This is a genomic window from Plantibacter sp. ME-Dv--P-122b (assembly GCF_030209375.1).
Lineage (GTDB): Bacteria > Actinomycetota > Actinomycetes > Actinomycetales > Microbacteriaceae > Plantibacter.
This window is the reverse complement of sequence record NZ_JARVSC010000003.1, coordinates 209,545-226,688: the sequence shown is the minus strand read 5'-3', so window position 1 is coordinate 226,688 and position 17,144 is coordinate 209,545. Positions and strand designations below refer to the sequence as shown.

Genomic DNA, 17,144 nt, shown 5'->3' with positions numbered 1-17,144 from the left:
GGTTCCGGGCAGCGGGCATTCCCGCGTGGGTCGCGTCAATACTGGACCGCGTCCGGAAAGCCGCATCGCTGGGGCTCCAGCGAGCGTACCCAGTTGACGTGTGTGGTGCCAGCCAGGGTGTCTGGGGGCGTCACAGAGTGATCGGATCGTGATGTGCTCCACCGCCTTGGAAGACCCTGCGCAGGGGATCGAAGTGAGCTTAGGCTCGCCTATACTGATTGCGTGAGCTATTTCGAGGATCCGGCGGAGTTCGCCGTCGCGGACGCACGGCACGTGCTGCTCGCGGGTGACGAATCGTCGATCAGCGAGTTGGCTGACGTGCTCGCGCTCCTCCCCATCTGCGCCCGCGGCCAGGTGTTCGTCGAGGTCGACGACGCCGCCTCCATCACCACGCTCGACTCGCCGGGACGCGTCGTCGTGACGTGGCTCGTCCGCGCAGCGCGTTCGGGGGAACCCGGAACGGGCAGCCGGTGCGCCCGCGGTCAGGCCGTCGCGCGAGCGACCCGGGCCTGGGCGAGCGAGATGCTCGACGTCGACGGACACGACGCGGCCGACTACCACGTGTGGATCGGCGGCGAGACGGAGCACCTCTCGGGCCTCCGGAACGACCTCAGGATGACCCTCGCGAGCATCGGTGCGCGTCAGCGCTCGCGTTCGGTCGAGCGCGCATCGCACTGACGCGGTTTCACTCCGAAGCGCCGTCGCGAGGACGCCGCGACGCTCGTCAGCGGCGTTTCGGCAGGTAGCCGCCCGCTTCGAGACCGGCTTCGATCTCGAACCGGTTCCGGAGCGGATCACGACCGGCGATGGCGTACATCAGCGGGAAGAGCATGCCGTACCGCTGCCACTGCCGCTTGTGCACCGCCTCGTGTTCGAGCACGCGGGTCGACACGTTCCGGTCGGTGAGATACACGCCACCGACGCATGAGCCACCTCGGCCGAACGTCCACGACGGCATCCCGCGGAAGACGATCATCCCGCCCCGCCGTTCGACCGGACCGGTGCTCCAGAGCGCGCCCCAGACGAGCCCGGTGAGCGTGGCGTACCAATACCCGATCCGGCTGAGGGGCGAGTCGAGCCACGGGCCGCCGGAACGACGGCTCCGCGCCTCGTCGACGTCGCCGGGACGGGTCACGCACCGCTCCGGTAGGTCTCGAGGAGTCGCAGCCAGATCTCGCTCATCGTCGGGTAGGACGGAACCGCGTGCCAGAGACGGTGCAGCGGCACCTCACCCACGACGGCGATCGTCGCAGCATGGACGAGTTCGGCGACGTCCTGACCGACGAAGGTCATCCCGATGATCACCCCGCGCTCCTCGTCGACGACCATCCTCGCCTGCCCGGTGTAGCCGTCGGCGTGGAGGCTGGAGCCCGCGATGCCACCGAGGTCGTAGTCGACGACCCGGTGGTCGATCCCCGCCGCCTCGGCCTGCGCGGCCGTGAGTCCGACGGCGGCGACCTCCGGTTCGGAGAAGACGACCTGCGGCACGGCACGATGGTCGGCGGTCGCCGCGTGGTCGCTCCACGGGCTGGTGTCGACGTCCTCGCCGTTCGCCCGTGCCGCGATGACCGCACCCGCGGCGCGTGCCTGGTACTTGCCCTGGTGTGTCAGGAGCGCCCGGTGGTTGACGTCGCCGACGGCGTACAGCCAGTCGCTGCCGTGAGCGAGGAGCTGATCGTCGACCTCGATCCAGGTACCCGGTTCCAGGCCGACGGTCTCGAGCCCGAGGTCGTCCGTCCGTGGCGTCCGTCCGGTGGCCACGACGAGTTCCGCCGTCGTCACCGCGTCCCGGTCGTCGAACTCGAGCGTGACGGCACCGTCGGCAGCCCGGGAGACGGCGGTGGGGGAGGCGTGCACGATCGTCACGCCGAGTTCACGCAGGGAGGACTCGACGAGCTCGCCGGCGAACGGCTCGGTGTTGCCGAGCAGGCCACTGCGGGCGACGAGCGTGACGTCGACCCCGAGTGAGCGGTAAGCGGTCGCGAGCTCGACGGCGACGACACCGCCACCGAGGAACGCGACGGACGCTGGCAGGGACTGGACACTCGTGGCCTCGCGGCTCGTCCACGGCTCCACCGCCGCCAGCCCGGGGATGTCGGGCAGGAGTGCGGCGGAGCCGGTGCAGACCGCGACGGCGTGCGTCGCCGTGAGCACGGTCGTCGAGCCGTCGGCGGCCGTCACGGTGACCTCACGCTCACCGGTCAGACGACCGTGCCCGCGCACCAGCTCGATGCCGGCGCCCTCGAGCCACTCGACCTGGCCGTCGTCCGACCAGTCACTCGTGAACGAGTCCCGTCGCGCGAGGACCTTGAGCGGGTCGAGCGCGGTGTCCTCGGGGATGGCTCCGCCCGTGCGCTTCGCGGCCCGCAGCGCGGCGCCCGAGCGGATGAGGGCCTTGGACGGCATGCAGGCCCAGTAGGAGCACTCGCCGCCGACCAGTTCGCTCTCGACGATGACGACGCTCAGGCCGCTCTTGTGGGCGTAGTCGGCGACGTTCTCGCCGACGGGTCCGGCTCCGATGACGACGAGATCGACGGTACGGCTCATGGGGTGACTCCTGTCGGGTTGGTGCTGTCGGGTTTCGGTTCGCGACTGATCGCGCCGATGATGCGGAGGATGGTGCCGAGGTCGTCGGCTGCGGCGTCGGGGGAGCCGGGCGAGAAGCCCGTGACCCCGGCTCCGGCGAAGCCGAATCGGGCGCGGAGGGCGGTGATGCAGTCGAGCAGGGTGCCGAGTTCGAGACCGAAGGGGACGGCCGAGCTGACGCCGGCGATGACGGCGGGGTCGAGGACGTCGACGTCCACGTGCAGGTAGACGCGGTCGGCGCCCGTCGCCTCGACGGCAGCGACCACCTCGGCGGCGCTCGTCATCACCGAGGAGACCATGGGGATGCCTCGCTCGTCGATATGCGCGAGTTCGCCGTCGTCGAGGTCGCGCACCCCCACGAGGACGAGCCGGGCGGGATCGAGTGGGGCCTCGGGCAGCAGCATCGCGGCGCCTTCGCCGGTCAGCGCCCGGGCGACCATGCCGCTGAACGACCCGGACGGCGAGCTGAGCGGGGTGTTGAGGTCGCCGTGCGCGTCGAACCAGACGACGGCGATGCCGGGGTCGCGTCGGAGGGCCTCACCGACCGACGCGAGTTCGACGCCGCAGTCCCCACCGATGGTGATGACGGGCTCGTCGATCCCGACGAGCGCCTGACGTTGGAGTTCCGCGGTCGTCACGAGGGAACTCGCGCGCCGGATGTCGGTATCGAGAGCCTCGCCGGCCTCGGTCGGCACGTGGACGAGTGTCGTGGCCGCCGTCGGCAGGTCGCCACGGATCGCCTCGGCTCCATCGATCAACTGCATGGCCCTGGACGAGCCGGAGCCCTGCCATTGGGGGACGACGACGAACTTCGTCATGCGGTGCCTTCCTGGAGACGGTGCGAGGGGGCGAGGGCGACGGGCCCTCGGGAGGTCCCGAGGGCCCGTCGGATCGGCACTACTGGCCGGCGTTCGGCGTGTACTCGGGGCCGGAGGACTCGATCGCGGGTGACGTGGAGCCGCCGCCCTTCAGCGCGGCGAGGCGGGCCTCGACCTCGGTCAGCTCGCCGAGGTCCTCGAGGTCGTTGAACTGCGCGTCGAGACTCGAGGCGGCGAGCTCCTGCTGACCGAGCACCTTCGCCTCCTCGCGGCGGATCTTGTCCTCGTAGCGGCTCAGGTCGCTCGTCGGGTCCATGATGTCGATGCTGCCGACCGCATCCGCGACCTTGCGCTGGGCCTCGGCGGTCTTGGCACGGGCGACGAGCTCGCTGCGCTTCGTCTTCAGCTGCTCGAGCTTCGCCTTCATGCCGTTGAGGCCGTTCTTCAGCTGCTCGACCACCTTCGTCTGCGACGCCAGCTGCGGCTCGGCCTGCTTGGCCTCGTTCTCGGCGCCGATCTGGCGCTGGAGCGCGATCTTCGCGAGGTTGTCGAACTTGTCGGCGTCCGCGGCGTTGCCCGCCTGACGGTATTCGTCGGCCTTGCGACTCGCGGCCAGCGCCTTGGTGCCCCACTCGGAGGCCGCCTCGACGTCCTGCTCGTGGTCCTGCTCGAGGAGCCGGAGGTTGCCGATCGTCTCGGCGATCGCGCTCTCGGCGTCGGCGATCGAGTTCGTGTAGTCCCGGACCATCTGGTCGAGCATCTTCTGCGGGTCCTCGGCGGAGTCGAGCAGCGCGTTGATGTTGGCCTTGGTCAGCTGGGCGATGCGTCCGAAGATGGACTGCTTCTCTGCCATGGTGTGGTTCCTCTCTCGTGTCCTGCTAGGTCGTGTCGGTCGGTGTCCGGTGATGATGTGGGTGGTGAAGCGGATCAGAAGCGACCGCCACCGCGTCGGGAACGGGTGCCGCCGCCACCGAAGCTGCCGGCGCTGCGTGAGCGACCGGAGCCGCCGCCGAACATGCCGCCGCTCGATCCTCCGCCGCCGAACATGCCGCCGCCGGAACGGGACCCGCCGCCGCCGAGGACGGAGTTGATCAGGATGCCGCCGAGGACGGCACCGAGCATCCCGTTGCCACCCTGCTGCCCCTGGCCCCCGCCGAACATGCCGTCGAGTCCGCCCGCCGACCGGCTCTGGAACTGCCCGAGGTCGGCCTGGGCGAGCTGCACCGCCTGACTCGCGAGCGAGTTGGCGCGCTGTGCGAGGGAGAGCGCCTGCGTCGGGTCGGTGGCGGCGAGGCCCTGGGCCTGCACGAGGGTGCGGCCGGCCTCGGCGAGGCGCGTCCGGGCCTCCGGGCCGACGGCTCCGCGCCGCGAGACGATGAAGTCCTCTGCGGCCGACACCTGCGCGCCCGCCGTCTGCAGGGTCTGCCCGAGGGCGGCTGCGGCGCGTTGTCGCTGCTCCGCCGCGGTGCGCACCCCCTGGAGAGCACCGTCGATCTGCGTGTTCGCCGCGTCCAGGCGGGCGAGGAGGGTGATCGGGTTGTTCGGTGCGCCGAGCGCGCCGCGCACCTGGGAGACCGTCGCGGTGGTGCTCGCGACCGCTGCGGCGAGGGTGCCGGTCGGGTCAGGTTGGCCGCCCGCCGCGGCGACGTCCCCGTCCAATTCGGCCAGTCGGGCAGCGAGGTGCTGCTCGGCGGTCGTCAGGTCCGCCTGCAGCCGCTTCACGGCCCCGGTGAGCTGGGTGGCCTGGTCGAGCGCTTCCTCCGCGGCGCGGATGCCGACGGCGGCCTCGCCCGAGTCTCCGGTGGCGAGCCGTGCAGCTGCGTCCGAGATCGCCGCGGTGGCGAAGGCGAGTCGCTCGGTCGCCTGTGCCGGGTTGTCGATCACGGTGATGAGGGCGTCGGGGCTGTAGCGCGTCTGCAGGGCGTGTACCGCGTCTTGCGCGGCCGTCACCGTCGGTCCGGCCGCGGTCGCCCTGGCTCGCAGCTCCTCGACCGCGGCGGGTGCGTTCTTCTCGAGCGCGCGGAGTTCGTCGAAGGAGGCGGCTTGTTCGTCGAGCACGTGGTTCGCATGCTCGCAGAGCCGGATGATCTGGAGGTTCCAGTCCCGCTGTTGCTGTTCCGTGTCCGGCTCGGCGTCGTCGAGCCGCTGCTTGAGTGCGAAGGCCTGCGAGAGGTCGTCCTTCGCCCCGGCGAGAGCGGCGGTGAACGCGGCCGTGGCCGGTTCGCCGTAGGAGGCGGTCGCGAAGCCGAGCTCCTCCTCGCTCGTCCGGACGGCGTCGTCGGTCTGGACGAGCGCACTGCCGGCGAGTCGTTCGAGCTCGGGGATCGGTGCGGTGGTCAGCGGGTCGACCGGTGCCCCCTGCCGGCCCGCGGTCACCGCGCCGTCGCCGTTCGCAGCGCGTCGCCGGCGGAGGAAGACGACCAGGAGTGCGACGGCCACGACGGCGACGACCACGATCAGCAGGATGGTCAGCCACCCGGCTGAGCCCCCTGAGTCGCCACCGGTGCCTCCGATCGATCCGCCGCCGACGGCGGCACCCAGGCCTTCGGCGGCGGCGACCCCGGCCCCGGCCCAGTTCTCGTCACGCAGCTGCGGCAGGATGCGCTGCTGCTCGATCTCGGTCAGCTGGTCGCCGCTCACCGGTCCGCTGGCGTCGCCGGAGAGGTAGTAGGCGCGGTCCTCGGTCGCCACGGCCAGCAGGTACTGGTTCGGTCCGAGGTTGTTGTCCTTCGCGGTCTGGTTCGCCCAGGACTCGGCGTCGCTCGGGTCGGTGAAGGTCGGCACGTAGACCACCCAGAGGTCGACGCCGTAATCCGCGGCCAGGTCGTCGACAGCGGTCGTGATGTCGGTGACCTCGCCGCTGCTGAGGACCCCCGCGCTGTCGGACACGCGCCCGGCCCCGAGCTGCACCGGGCTCTCAGCCCAGGCGGCGGTGGGTCCCGCTCCGAGGAGTACAGCCACACAGAACGCCCAGATCGATACCGCCCAGCGAACCCGCATCGGCCACCTCGTCACTCGTTCGGACCCTGGAGCCCCAACCCGCGGCTCGGTTCCGAGTCTAGGTCCGGGCCCTCGACATCTCTACAGCGGGCTCCCAGCGAGCGCACCGAACCGGAGCTGTGCTATACGGCGGTGACGGAGGTTCACGGTCGCCGGCAGTGACTCTGTTACCGACCATGACGCGGGCGCTCGCGCGGGACGACGGGCCCGGCGAGACTGGTGGAGTCACGGCACGGAACCCCTGGAAGGAGCATCATGCAAGGACACGTCTCACCCATGCTGGCGCTCGTCGAGGTCACCAGGTTCCGTGAGGACGACCAGGCGTACCACGAGTACGTGCAGATCCTCGTCGGACGGACCATCGCCGCCGCCGAACGGGTCGGCTGGCGCGTGACCCGGTTGGCCGCGCACGATCTCGGCACCGATGCGCTCCTCGCCTCGACCGACGGGGCCTCCGCCGTCGTCATCATGGGCGGAGCCGACATCGATCCCGCGCACTACGGCGGCACCACCGGCTACCGCGCCGAGGGTCAGCACTTCCCCGAGGCCGACCGCGCCCAGCTGGCGGTCGCCCGTCGCGCCGCCGAGCGGGGCACACCGCTGCTCGGGATCTGCCGCGGTCACCAGATCATCAACGTCGCCCTCGGCGGGACGCTCGTGCAGGATCTCGGTGAGCACAGCGCCCACCGCAACGAGGGCGTCCCGGTCGATGAGAGCATGACCCCGCACGAGGTCGAGCTCGACCCCTCGAGTGCCCTCGCGTTCCGACTCGGTGCCCGTCACCTCCAGGTGCAGAGCGCCCACCACCAGTCGGTCGGCGAGCTCGGCGAAGGCCTCCGCGCCGTCGCCTGGGCCTCCGACGGCACCGTCGAGGCGATCGAGCACCGCACCCTGCCGATCACCGGCGTGCAGTGGCACCCGGAGGACCCGGGCACCGTGGACGACCAGCTCGGGCTCCTGCTCGGCGGTCTCGCCCGCGAGGCCGAGCGCGCCGCAGCCTGAACCGGCTCTCCGGTTCGCAACTCAGGACGCCCCGGGCGTGTCCGCTCGTCCAGACAGCCGGCGGGGTCGCCACGCCGCGACGCTCCTGCGTTGTGGACGGTGCTGTCGTAGCGTTGACGGGTGTTCGAAGACAGGTACGGTCAGGACGTCCTCGCGGGGGACTGGCGGAAGAAGAACCGTGTGGTGGCCCGTGAGGTCGAGGCGGTGACCGACCTCGTGGTCGAGGAACTCGGCGGCTTCTGCGGCGCGATCACGCGCGTGGAGGCGAAGACGGTCGAGCTCGAGGACTACCGCGGTAAGCGACGTGTGTTCCCCATGGGGGCAGGGTTCCTCCTCGAGGGTGAGCCCGTCGTCCTCGTCGTGCCGAAGCGTGCACCGACCGGGCGGGCGCGCACCGCCTCCGGCTCCTTCGCGGTGGAGACGACCGCTCGGGTGGCTCGTGCGAGCCGGATCTTCGTCGAGGGTCGCCACGACGCGGAACTCGTCGAGCGGGTCTGGGGCGACGACCTCCGCGTGGAGGGCGTCGTCGTCGAATACCTCGCGGGCGTCGACCACCTCGACGCCGCGCTCGCCGAGTTCCGGCCGGGCCCCGACCGTCGTGTCGGTGTCCTCGTCGACCATCTGGTCCCCGGCTCGAAGGAGCAGCGGATCGCCGATGCCGTCATGGCCGGACCGAACGGCCGGAACGTCCTCATCGTCGGGCACCCGTACGTCGACGTCTGGCAGGCCGTGAAGCCGGCCAGGGTCGGCCTGCGCGAGTGGCCGACCATCCCTCGCTCCATCGAGTGGAAGAAGGGCATCTGCCAGGCGTTCGGCTGGCCGCACGACTCGCAGGCCGACATCGCCCGTGCCTGGAAGCGCATCCTCGGTCAGGTCCGGACCTTCAACGACCTCGAGCCGGAGCTCCTCGGTCGCGTCGAGCAGCTCATCGACTTCGTCACCGTCGACTGACCCGCTTGTCGGTTGCGCCAGCGCGGTGCGCTGACGTCACCGCGGGGCACAGCCTCGAGCGCGCCCCTCCGGAGACCCGCGCTCACGCGCCCGGGCCGCGCCCGCGCCGATTCGTGTGGGTTCGCGTCAGCGCACCGCGCTGCCGGAAGGGTTCGGCGGCCGGAGACCCGCGCTCGCGTCAGCGCACCGCGCTGGCGACCGCTGCCGCTAGGCGGCGACCTGACCCAGGGCGTCCTCGAGGACGGACACCGCGTCGCGGAGGAGCTCGTCGGACATGACCGCACTCGGGAGGAGTCGCAGCACCGAGTCCCAGGAGCCGGCGTCGAGCACGAGCACACCCTGGGCGATCGCCGCGTCGATGACCGTCTGCAGCGCCGTGGGGTGCGGCTGCTTCGTGCCGGGGACGACGAACTCGACGCCGGCCATCGCACCGATGATCCGGACCTCGCCGACGATGTCGAAGCGCTCGGCCCAGTCACCCATGAGGGAGCGCAGGGTCGCCTCCACCCGACGGGCCTCGCCCAGCAGGTCCTCGCGCTCGATGACCTCGAACGTCGCGAGCGCGGCCGCCGTCGACACGGGGTTGCCGCCGAAGGTACCGCCGATGCCACCCGGCTGGACGGCGTCCATGATCTCGGCACGCCCGGTCACGGCCGACAGCGGGAAACCGCCGGCGATACCCTTGGCGCTCGTGACGAGGTCGGGCACGACACCGTGGTGCTCGATCGAGTACCACGCACCCGTGCGGCCGATGCCGGCCTGGATCTCGTCGGCGACGAACACGATCCCGTTCTCGGTGCACCACTCGCTGATGCGCGCGAAGTAGCCGGGCGCGGGGATGACGATGCCGCCGTCGCCGAGGACCGGTTCGGCGAAGAACGCCGCGACCTCGCTCGCACCGATGTGCCGCTCGATGTAGTCGATCGTCGCCTCGGCAGCCGCCGGTCCGTCGAGTCCGTCGCGGAAGGGGTAGGAGAGCGGGACGCTGTAGATCTCGCCGGGGAACGGGCCGAACCCGAGGCGCTCGGGTGCCGGCCGGTAGGTCATCGCCATCGTCAGGTTCGTGCGTCCGTGGAAGGCGTGGTCGAGGGCGACGATCGCGCGACGACCGGTGTACTTCTTCGCGATCTTCACCGCGTTCTCGACGGCCTCGGCACCGGAGTTCAAGAGGATCGAGCGCTTCTCGAAGTCGCCCGGCGTGATCTCGGACAGCTTCTCCGCGACGCGCAGGTAGTTCTCGTACGGCGTCACGGTGAAGAGCGTGTGCGTGAGCTTCGTCGCCTGCTCGGCTGCTGCCGCGGCGACGTCGGGGTTGGCGTGCCCGATGGTCGTCACGCCGATACCCGTTCCGAGGTCGATGATGTGGTTGCCGTCGACGTCGACGAGGATGCCGCCGGAGCCGTGGTCCATCCACACCGGCGCGAGGTTGCCGGCACCGCGCGACACCGCGCGGCGGCGCCGTTCCGTGAGGGCGAGCGATCGGGGGCCGGGGATGGCGGTCACGAGCTGGCGTTCCTGGGGCACGGAGTAGTCGATGGTCATGCAGGCCATGGTAGGCGCGCGTCCTCCGAGGATGCCGGGGGCCGACGGAGCGTCGCCGACGATTCCACGACATCTGGCGGTTGACTGGTGTTCACCAACCGTCCATGCGCGCTGCCTACCGTTGGCGGCGCTGAACAGCCGGACGACAGGGGATCGCGTATGGACGCCGACACCAGCACCGCCCTCCTCATCGAGCGGCAGCCCGCGCTGCTCGGCGGCGTGCGCGCACCGGCCGAACGCACCCTCCTCGACGTCCTCCGTGACGTCGCCGCATCGAACCCGGAGGCCTCGGCGATCGAGGACGCGGAGGGAGCGCTCAGCTACCGCGAGCTCGTCCTCAGCGCTGAGCGGGTCGCGGCCGGCCTGTTCGCCGCCGGGGTCCGCCGCGGTGACCGGGTCGGTGTCCGGATCGCCTCGGGCACCCGTGACCTCTACCTCGGGATCCTCGGCATCCTGTTCACCGGAGCGGCCTACGTGCCCGTCGACGCCGACGACCCGGAGGAGCGGGCACGACTCGTGTTCGGCGAGGCGGCCGTCGTGGGCGTCCTGGTCGACGGCGGTGTCTTCGAGCGCTCCCGCCACGGTGTGGCGGACCCGGGCGAGGACGGTGCCGATCCCGACCGGGTGCAGCTCGCGACGGGCGCCGCACCCCACCCGGGCACCCGGGCGATCCCGGTCCTCGAACCACCGCGACTCGACGACGACTCCTGGATCATCTTCACCTCCGGCTCGACGGGCACGCCGAAGGGCGTCGCCGTCTCGCACCGCTCTGCCGCCGCGTTCGTCGACGCCGAGGCGAGGCTCTTCCTTCAGGCGGAACCGCTCGGACCCGGTGATCGCGTGCTGGCCGGGCTGTCCGTCGCCTTTGACGCGTCCTGCGAGGAGATGTGGCTCGCCTGGGGACACGGCGCGTGTCTGGTCCCGGCGCCGCGCTCGCTCGTCCGCAGTGGCATGGACCTCGGCCCATGGCTCACCGCGAAGGGCATCACCGTGGTCTCGACGGTGCCCACGCTGGCGGCGATGTGGCCCGCCGAGTCCCTCGAGAACATCCGCATGCTCATCTTCGGCGGCGAGGCCTGCCCGCCGGAGCTCGCAGCCCGGCTGGCCGTGGACGGCCGCGAGGTCTGGAACACCTACGGACCCACCGAGGCCACCGTCGTGGCCTGTGCTGCGCTGCTGACCGGCGAACAGCCCGTGCGCATCGGACTGCCGCTCGACGGCTGGGACCTCGCCGTGGTCGACGCCGAGGGCGTCCCGGTCGAGGAGGGCGGCGTCGGCGAGCTCATCATCGGCGGCGTCGGACTCGCCCGGTACCTCGACCCCGCCAAGGACGCCGAACGGTATGCGTCCATGCCGAGCATCGGGTGGTCGCGGGCGTACCGGAGCGGCGACCTCGTCCGCTACGAGGCCGCAGGACTCGTGTTCCAGGGGCGCGCGGACGATCAGGTGAAGATCGGCGGTCGGCGCGTGGAACTCGGCGAGATCGAGGCCGCCCTGCAGGCGCTGCCGGGCGTCTCGGGTGCGGCAGCAGCCGTCCAGCGCACCGCCGCCGGGAACGCCGTCCTCGTCGGGTACCTCGCGGTGCCCGACCGCGACGGGTTCTCCGTCGAGAGCGCCCTCGGCACCCTCCGCGAGCAGCTCCCGGCACCGCTCGTCCCGCTCCTCGCGGTCGTCGGAGAGCTGCCCACCCGCACCTCCGGCAAGGTCGACCGGGCCGCGCTGCCGTGGCCGCTCGACACCGCCGACGGCGAGGACGCCTCGACCCTGTCGGGCACCGCCGCATGGCTCGCCGAGCAGTGGACGGCCGTCCTCGGTGTCCGGGTCACGGCCGAGAGCGACAACTTCTTCAGCCTGGGCGGCGGGAGCCTGGCGGCCGCACAGCTCGTCTCGCTCATCCGCACCCGAGACGCCGAGTTCACGGTCGCCGACATCTACGGACACCCCCGACTCGGCGCGATGGCAGCCGAACTCGACGGACGACGCCCCGAGCGGCGCAGCCGAGCGGCCGTCGCGGACCCCGTGCTCCCGACGCCGCTCGGGACCCAGTGGGCGCAGACCCTCCTGGGTGTCCCGCTCCTCATCCTCGTCGGCCTCCGGTGGCTCGTGTACCTCCTCGCCGGCAGCCGGGTGCTCGGCCACGTCGCCGACGTACCGTACCTGCCGATGGTCTCCTGGTGGTGGATCGCCCTCGGGTTCCTCGTGGTCATCACCCCGATCGGGCGCATGGCGATCTCCGTCGTCGCCGCGAAGCTCCTCCTCATCGGCGTCCGCCCGGGCGACTACCCCCGCGGTGGCTCGGTCCACGTGCGACTCTGGCTCGCCGAACGCGTCGCCGACACGGTCGGCGCGGTGAGTCTCGCCGGTGCCCCGTGGATCTCGGGCTACGCCAGGGCGCTCGGCGCGAAGATCGGTGCCGACGCGGACCTCCACAGCGTGCCGCCCGTCACCGGGTTCCTCACCGTCGGGGCGCGCGCATCGATCGAGCCCGAGGTCGACCTCCGCGGCTACTGGGTCGACGGCGACACGCTCCGGCTCGGCCACGTCCACATCGGCGCCGAGAGCACGGTCGGCGCTCGCAGCACCCTGCTCGCCGGAACCCGGATCGGCAAGCGTGCGGAGATCGCGCCAGGATCGTCCGTCTTCGGCCGCGTCCCCTCCGGACACCTGTGGTCCGGGTCGCCCGCCGTCCGCGTCGGCAAGGCGAAACCGGTCTGGCCGACCGAACGCCCCCCGCGGCGTCGACGCTGGCTGTTCGCGTACGGCGCGGGATCGGCGCTGCTGTCGGTGCTGCCGTTCCTCGCCTTCGTCCTCGCAGCGGTGGTCGTGGCGGCCGGTGCCTCGGGCGCGACGAGTCTGCTCGAGTTCTCCTGGCGCGCGCTCCTCTGGGTGCCCGTCGCCACCCTCGTGTGGTTCGTCGTCCTGGCGATCAGCACGATCGGTCTGGTCCGGCTGCTCGGCCTCGGTCTCAGCGAGGGTTACTTCCCGGTGCGCAGTCGGGTCGGCTGGCAGGTGTGGGCCACAGAGCGGCTCCTCGACGCCGCGCGCACCCTCCTCTTCCCGCTGTACGCGAGCCTCTTCACACCCGTCTGGCTCCGCCTGCTCGGGGCGAAGGTCGGGCGCAACGTTGAAGCGTCCACGGTGCTCCTCCTCCCGCGGATGACGACCGTCGGTGACGGTGCCTTCCTCGCGGACGACACGATGGTGGCGTCCTACGAGCTCGGCGGCGGGTGGATGCGGATCGCCGGAGCGTCCGTCGGCAAGCGCGCCTTCCTCGGCAACTCGGGCATGGCGGGGCCCGGCATGCACGTCCCGAAGAACGGGCTCGTCGCCGTGTTGTCGGCCGCACCGCGCAAGGCCAAGTCCGGCTCGTCCTGGCTCGGGAGCCCCCCGATGCGACTCCGGCGGCAGGTGTCCGACGCCGATCTCGACCGGACCTACGACCCGCCGCTCCGGCTCCGGATCGCCCGCGCGCTGTGGGAGCTCTGTCGCATCGTCCCGGTCATGGTGACGACCGGCATCGCACTCCTGGTGCTCCTCACGCTCGCCTGGTTCGCCGACACCTGGGGTCTCGGCGTGGCGATCGCCGTCAGCGGAGCCGTGCTGTTGGCCGCCGGCGCGGTCGCGGCGGGGATCACGACCGTCGCCAAATGGGTGATCGTCGGCCCGATCCGCGCGGGGGAGCACCCGCTCTGGTCCTCGTTCATCTGGCGCAACGAGGTGTCCGACACCTTCGTCGAGATGGTCGCGGCACCCTGGTTCGCGGCTCCCGCCACCGGCACCCCCGCCCTCACCTGGTGGTTGCGCTCGCTCGGAGCCCGCATCGGCCGCGGGGTCTGGTGCGAGAGCTACTGGCTTCCGGAGGCCGACCTCGTCGAACTCGGCGACGGCGCGACCGTCAACCGGGGCTGCGTTGTGCAAACGCACCTGTTCCATGATCGAATCATGAGTATGGATCAGGTCGAACTCGCATCGGGTGCCACGCTCGGGCCGCACAGCGTCATCCTCCCCGGAGCGCGGATCGACGACGACGCGACGGTCGGACCGGCCTCGCTCGTCATGCGCGGCGAACGCGTTCCGGCCGGCACCCGATGGAGCGGCAACCCGATCGGCCCGTGGCGCGAGGTGACGACGGCGGAGTACCGGGAGCCCCAGGTCGCGTCCTGATGGGGGAGGCTCTCGCCCGTCTGCGGAGCGCAGGCGACCCCTACACGCCCTCCAGCGGGAATCGTGGCTACCGCGTCGTGCGGTACGAGCTGGAGCTCGACTACGACGTCGACCGGAACGCCCTGTCCGGGACGGCTCGGCTCACCGCTGTCGCGACGGAGGAGCTCACGCGGTTCTCGCTCGACCTCGCTGCGCTGCGCGTCACCCGGGTCCAGGTCGACGGGGCCGAGGCGAAGCGGACGCACGGCTCGGGCAAGCTCACGTTGACGCCGCGGAGCACCATCGCGGACGGCGCCGAGTTCTCCGTGCTCGTCCGCTACTCGGGTGCGCCCCGTCCCGTGCGCAGCCCGTGGGGCGAGATCGGCTGGGAGGAACTCGAGGACGGCGTCATCGTGGCGTCCCAGCCGTGCGGCGCATCGAGTTGGTTCCCCTGCAACGACCACCCCTCGGACAAGTCGTCCTATCGGATCAGTGTCACGGCCTCGTCGGCGTACACGGTCGTCGCCCCCGGGGAGCTGATGTCGCGGGTCGCACGCGCGAGCCGGACCACCTGGGTCTACGAGCAGCCCGAACCGATGGCCGCCTACCTCGCGACGGTGCAGATCGGCCGGTACCAGCGGCTCGCCGTCAGCGCTCGGGTCGCGACGACCACGGTGCCGGTGGTCGCACACCTGCCGCGCGACCTCACCGCGCGGTTCCGACACGACTTCGCCGACCAGGTCGACATGTTGGCGTGCTTCGAGCGCGCCTTCGGGCCCTACCCCTTCGGTAGCTACGGCGTCGTCGTCACCGACGACGTGCTGGAGATCCCACTCGAGGCGCAGGGCGTGAGCGTGTTCGGCCGCAACCACGTCGACGGCGTCGGCGGTTCGGAGCGGTTGATCGCGCACGAGCTCGCCCACCAGTGGTTCGGGAACAGCCTGACGATCGCCACCTGGCGGGACATCTGGTTGCACGAGGGCTTCGCCTGCTACGCCGAGTGGCTGTGGTCGGAGGAGTCGGGGGCCGAGACCGCCGACGCCTGTGCTCGCGCGCACTACGCGGCGCTCCGACGGGCGCCGCAGGACATCGTCGTCGGCGACCCGGGACCTGCGGACATGTTCGACGACCGGGTCTACAAGCGGGGCGCGATCGCCCTGCACGCCGTGCGCCGACTGCTCGGCGACGAGGCGTTCTTCGACCTCCTGCGTGACTGGGCGGCGTCCTTCCGACACGCGAGCGTGTCGACGGACGACTTCATCCGGACGGCCGATCGACATGCACCGGCACCGGTCGAGCCGCTCCTCGATGCGTGGCTCTTCCAGGAGGCGCTCCCGCCGTTCCCCGTCGACTGAACCGCATCAGGGGAGCAGGAGGGCCGTCGCGACGACGAATCCCGGCGCGGGCTCCGGGCGGTCGATGACGAAGCGGTGGCCGGCGGTCTCGATGACGTGTCGCGCGGCACCCGATCCGAGGTCGATCGTCGCGGGATCGGTGGTGAGGCCGGTGCCTAGGGCCTTCGTCACGGCCTCCTTCGCCGTCCAGCGTTCGGCGAGCGCCCGCAGGCGTCGACGGTCGGGGAGCCGTCGCCATTCCTCCCGTTCCGTGGGGGTGAGGGCGACGTCCTCGACTCCGGCGAACCGGGCAGCGTCGAGCCGTTCGACGTCGACACCGACGGGATGCTCGATGGACACCGCCACCGCGGAGGCGTCCGCGGTGTGGGAGACACTCGCGTGGACGGTCCGGTCACCCGTGCGCACCCGTGGTCGTCCGTGCGCGAGACCGCAGTCCGGGCAGACCGCCGTGACCTCGATCCGCTCGGGGTCGGTGCCGATCGTCTCCGCGACGGTGCGCACGAGCAGTGCGCGACCGAACAGGAACCGGTGCGCCGCCGACGCGGAGAAGGTGTCGAGGCGGTCACGGGCGGACGGGTCCAGCCGGGCGGCCGTGCCGGCGAGGTCGAGCTCAGCGGCGCTGGCCCAGCGCAGGAGGCGGACCGTCGGCTGCGGGAGGGGATCGGCTCGGTGCATGGCCCCCGCGTCCCGGAGTCGGAGCGATGCGAAGCAGGACCTCGCGAGATGGTGATGGTGCCCTCGACTGGATTCGAACCAGCGACTTCTTCCTCCGGAGGGAAGCGCTCTTCCGCTGAGCTACGAAGGCGGAACGTCTCCAAGCTACCAGAGTCGGAGCCCACGCCGGTACCGGAGGTGTGCGGGATCCGCGCCGCCCGACGCGTGGAACAATGAGTCCATGCAGCGCACCCTGACCGCGTCGCTCGATCTGCGGGTGCACGATCGAGCCGACCTCATCTTCTCGATCGCTGCAGCCGGCGGCACCCCGCTGGCGAGCGAGCGACTGCAGGTGCAGTCCTCGGACGGACCGTGCGCGGTCACCGAGATCGTCGGGCCCGACGACACGCGACTCCACCGGGTCATCGCCGAGCCGGGCCGCTTGCAGGTCGACTACGAGGCGGTGGTCGTCGGGCAGGCCGTGCCGCGTCCTGTGGACGCCCTGGAGACCGTGACCTACCTCCGTCCCAGCCGCTACTGCGAGTCGGACGCGCTGTTCTCGCTCGCCCGTTCCGAGCTCGGCTACCTGCTCGAGCACCGTCGCCTGCACGAGGACGGCACGGTGTCCGGCGGTCTGCAGGTGCTGCCGTGGGTGGCGGCCTGGGTCGGACGCCACCTCTCCTACGTCTCCGGCTCCACGACTGTGTCCGACAGTGCGGTGTCGACCCTGGCCGCTGGCCGTGGCGTGTGCCGGGACTTCGCGCACCTGACCATCGCGATGCTGCGGGCGCTCGACATCCCGGCCCGGTACGCCGCCGTCTACGCCCCGGGTCTCGTCCCCATGGACTTCCACGCGGTGGCCGAGGGGTTCGTCGACGGCGCCTGGCACGTGGTCGACGCGACGGGCTTGGCGCCGCGTCAGTCGCTCGTCCGCATCGCCACCGGACGCGATGCCGCGGACGTGGCCTGGTTGAGCAACCACCACGGCAACGTGACCGTCGAGGACATGCGGATCGACGCACTGATCGACGTCCTGCCCGCCGACGACCCGGCGCAGGCGGTCGTGCTCGCCTGACGGTCGCCCCGAGGACCA

13 protein-coding genes and 1 tRNA gene are annotated in these 17,144 nt (G+C 71.5%); 6 read left to right on the top strand and 8 right to left on the bottom strand.

What is annotated here, in order from left to right:
• The first annotated feature begins 222 nt into the window (after positions 1–222).
• Complete coding sequence (locus QRN19_RS05830; protein WP_285025809.1) at positions 223–678, top strand: SIP domain-containing protein; 456 nt, start codon at positions 223–225, stop codon at positions 676–678.
• A gap of 46 nt (positions 679–724) precedes the next feature.
• Here QRN19_RS05830 and QRN19_RS05825 read toward each other — a convergent pair whose 3' ends face one another.
• The 5 genes from QRN19_RS05825 to QRN19_RS05805 form a co-directional block, all read right to left on the bottom strand.
• On the bottom strand, positions 725–1,135 hold the full coding sequence (locus tag QRN19_RS05825; RefSeq protein ID WP_285025808.1) for a Fe-S oxidoreductase: 411 nt from the start codon (positions 1,133–1,135) through the stop codon (positions 725–727).
• On the bottom strand, positions 1,132–2,547 hold the full coding sequence (locus tag QRN19_RS05820; protein WP_285025807.1) for a dihydrolipoyl dehydrogenase family protein: 1,416 nt from the start codon (positions 2,545–2,547) through the stop codon (positions 1,132–1,134). The genes QRN19_RS05825 and QRN19_RS05820 overlap by 4 nt, the downstream gene beginning before the upstream one ends.
• Positions 2,544–3,404: an arginase family protein gene (locus QRN19_RS05815; RefSeq protein WP_285025806.1), complete on the bottom strand. Its 861-nt coding sequence runs from the start codon at positions 3,402–3,404 to the stop codon at positions 2,544–2,546. Before QRN19_RS05815 ends, QRN19_RS05820 begins: the two co-directional genes overlap by 4 nt.
• 79 nt (positions 3,405–3,483) lie before the next feature.
• A complete protein-coding gene (locus QRN19_RS05810) occupies positions 3,484–4,257 on the bottom strand; it encodes a PspA/IM30 family protein (RefSeq protein WP_285025805.1) in 774 nt (257 codons plus the stop codon).
• A gap of 74 nt (positions 4,258–4,331) precedes the next feature.
• Complete coding sequence (locus QRN19_RS05805) at positions 4,332–6,365, bottom strand: TPM domain-containing protein (protein ID WP_350224027.1); 2,034 nt, start codon at positions 6,363–6,365, stop codon at positions 4,332–4,334.
• Positions 6,366–6,659: 294 nt separating this feature from the next.
• Here QRN19_RS05805 and QRN19_RS05800 point away from each other — a divergent pair, with 294 nt between their 5' ends.
• Positions 6,660–7,406 (top strand): gamma-glutamyl-gamma-aminobutyrate hydrolase family protein, encoded by a 747-nt coding sequence (locus QRN19_RS05800; RefSeq protein ID WP_285025803.1) that lies wholly within the window; start codon positions 6,660–6,662, stop codon positions 7,404–7,406.
• Between the two features lie 120 nt (positions 7,407–7,526).
• Entirely contained in the window at positions 7,527–8,357 is an 831-nt protein-coding gene (locus tag QRN19_RS05795) for a DUF3097 domain-containing protein (RefSeq protein WP_071262446.1), read from the top strand.
• Between the two features lie 207 nt (positions 8,358–8,564).
• On the opposite strand, the gene QRN19_RS05790 is transcribed toward QRN19_RS05795, so the two are convergent.
• The gene (locus QRN19_RS05790) at positions 8,565–9,899 is read right to left on the bottom strand and encodes an aminotransferase class III-fold pyridoxal phosphate-dependent enzyme (RefSeq protein WP_502928032.1); all 1,335 of its coding nucleotides are present in this window, start codon (positions 9,897–9,899) and stop codon (positions 8,565–8,567) included.
• Positions 9,900–10,058: 159 nt separating this feature from the next.
• Between QRN19_RS05790 and QRN19_RS05785 the strand changes: the two genes are divergently transcribed.
• Both QRN19_RS05785 and QRN19_RS05780 read left to right on the top strand, forming a co-directional pair.
• Positions 10,059–14,063 (top strand): Pls/PosA family non-ribosomal peptide synthetase, encoded by a 4,005-nt coding sequence (locus QRN19_RS05785; protein ID WP_285025801.1) that lies wholly within the window; start codon positions 10,059–10,061, stop codon positions 14,061–14,063.
• The gene (locus tag QRN19_RS05780) at positions 14,063–15,397 is read left to right on the top strand and encodes a M1 family metallopeptidase (RefSeq protein ID WP_285025800.1); all 1,335 of its coding nucleotides are present in this window, start codon (positions 14,063–14,065) and stop codon (positions 15,395–15,397) included. Before QRN19_RS05785 ends, QRN19_RS05780 begins: the two co-directional genes overlap by 1 nt.
• A gap of 6 nt (positions 15,398–15,403) precedes the next feature.
• On the opposite strand, the gene QRN19_RS05775 is transcribed toward QRN19_RS05780, so the two are convergent.
• Positions 15,404–16,072: a 4'-phosphopantetheinyl transferase family protein gene (locus QRN19_RS05775; RefSeq protein ID WP_285025799.1), complete on the bottom strand. Its 669-nt coding sequence runs from the start codon at positions 16,070–16,072 to the stop codon at positions 15,404–15,406.
• A gap of 55 nt (positions 16,073–16,127) precedes the next feature.
• A tRNA-Arg gene (locus QRN19_RS05770) sits at positions 16,128–16,202 on the bottom strand.
• 90 nt (positions 16,203–16,292) lie between these two features.
• On the opposite strand from QRN19_RS05770, the gene QRN19_RS05765 reads away from it, so the two are divergent.
• Entirely contained in the window at positions 16,293–17,126 is an 834-nt protein-coding gene (locus tag QRN19_RS05765) for a transglutaminase-like domain-containing protein (RefSeq protein ID WP_285025798.1), read from the top strand.
• The last annotated feature ends 18 nt before the right edge of the window (positions 17,127–17,144 follow it).

Excerpts from the sequence above, each read along its gene's own strand:
- QRN19_RS05765 (WP_285025798.1), top strand. The coding sequence starts at position 16,293 with ATGCAGCGCACCCTGACCGCGTCGCTCGATCTGCGGGTGCACGATCGA.
- QRN19_RS05780 (WP_285025800.1), top strand. The coding sequence starts at position 14,063 with ATGGGGGAGGCTCTCGCCCGTCTGCGGAGCGCAGGCGACCCCTACACG.
- QRN19_RS05775 (WP_285025799.1), bottom strand. The coding sequence starts at position 16,072 with ATGCACCGAGCCGATCCCCTCCCGCAGCCGACGGTCCGCCTCCTGCGC.
- QRN19_RS05820 (WP_285025807.1), bottom strand. The coding sequence starts at position 2,547 with ATGAGCCGTACCGTCGATCTCGTCGTCATCGGAGCCGGACCCGTCGGC.
- QRN19_RS05790 (WP_502928032.1), bottom strand. The coding sequence starts at position 9,899 with ATGACCATCGACTACTCCGTGCCCCAGGAACGCCAGCTCGTGACCGCC.
- QRN19_RS05810 (WP_285025805.1), bottom strand. The coding sequence starts at position 4,257 with ATGGCAGAGAAGCAGTCCATCTTCGGACGCATCGCCCAGCTGACCAAG.
- QRN19_RS05800 (WP_285025803.1), top strand. The coding sequence starts at position 6,660 with ATGCAAGGACACGTCTCACCCATGCTGGCGCTCGTCGAGGTCACCAGG.
- QRN19_RS05815 (WP_285025806.1), bottom strand. The coding sequence starts at position 3,404 with ATGACGAAGTTCGTCGTCGTCCCCCAATGGCAGGGCTCCGGCTCGTCC.
- QRN19_RS05785 (WP_285025801.1), top strand. The coding sequence starts at position 10,059 with ATGGACGCCGACACCAGCACCGCCCTCCTCATCGAGCGGCAGCCCGCG.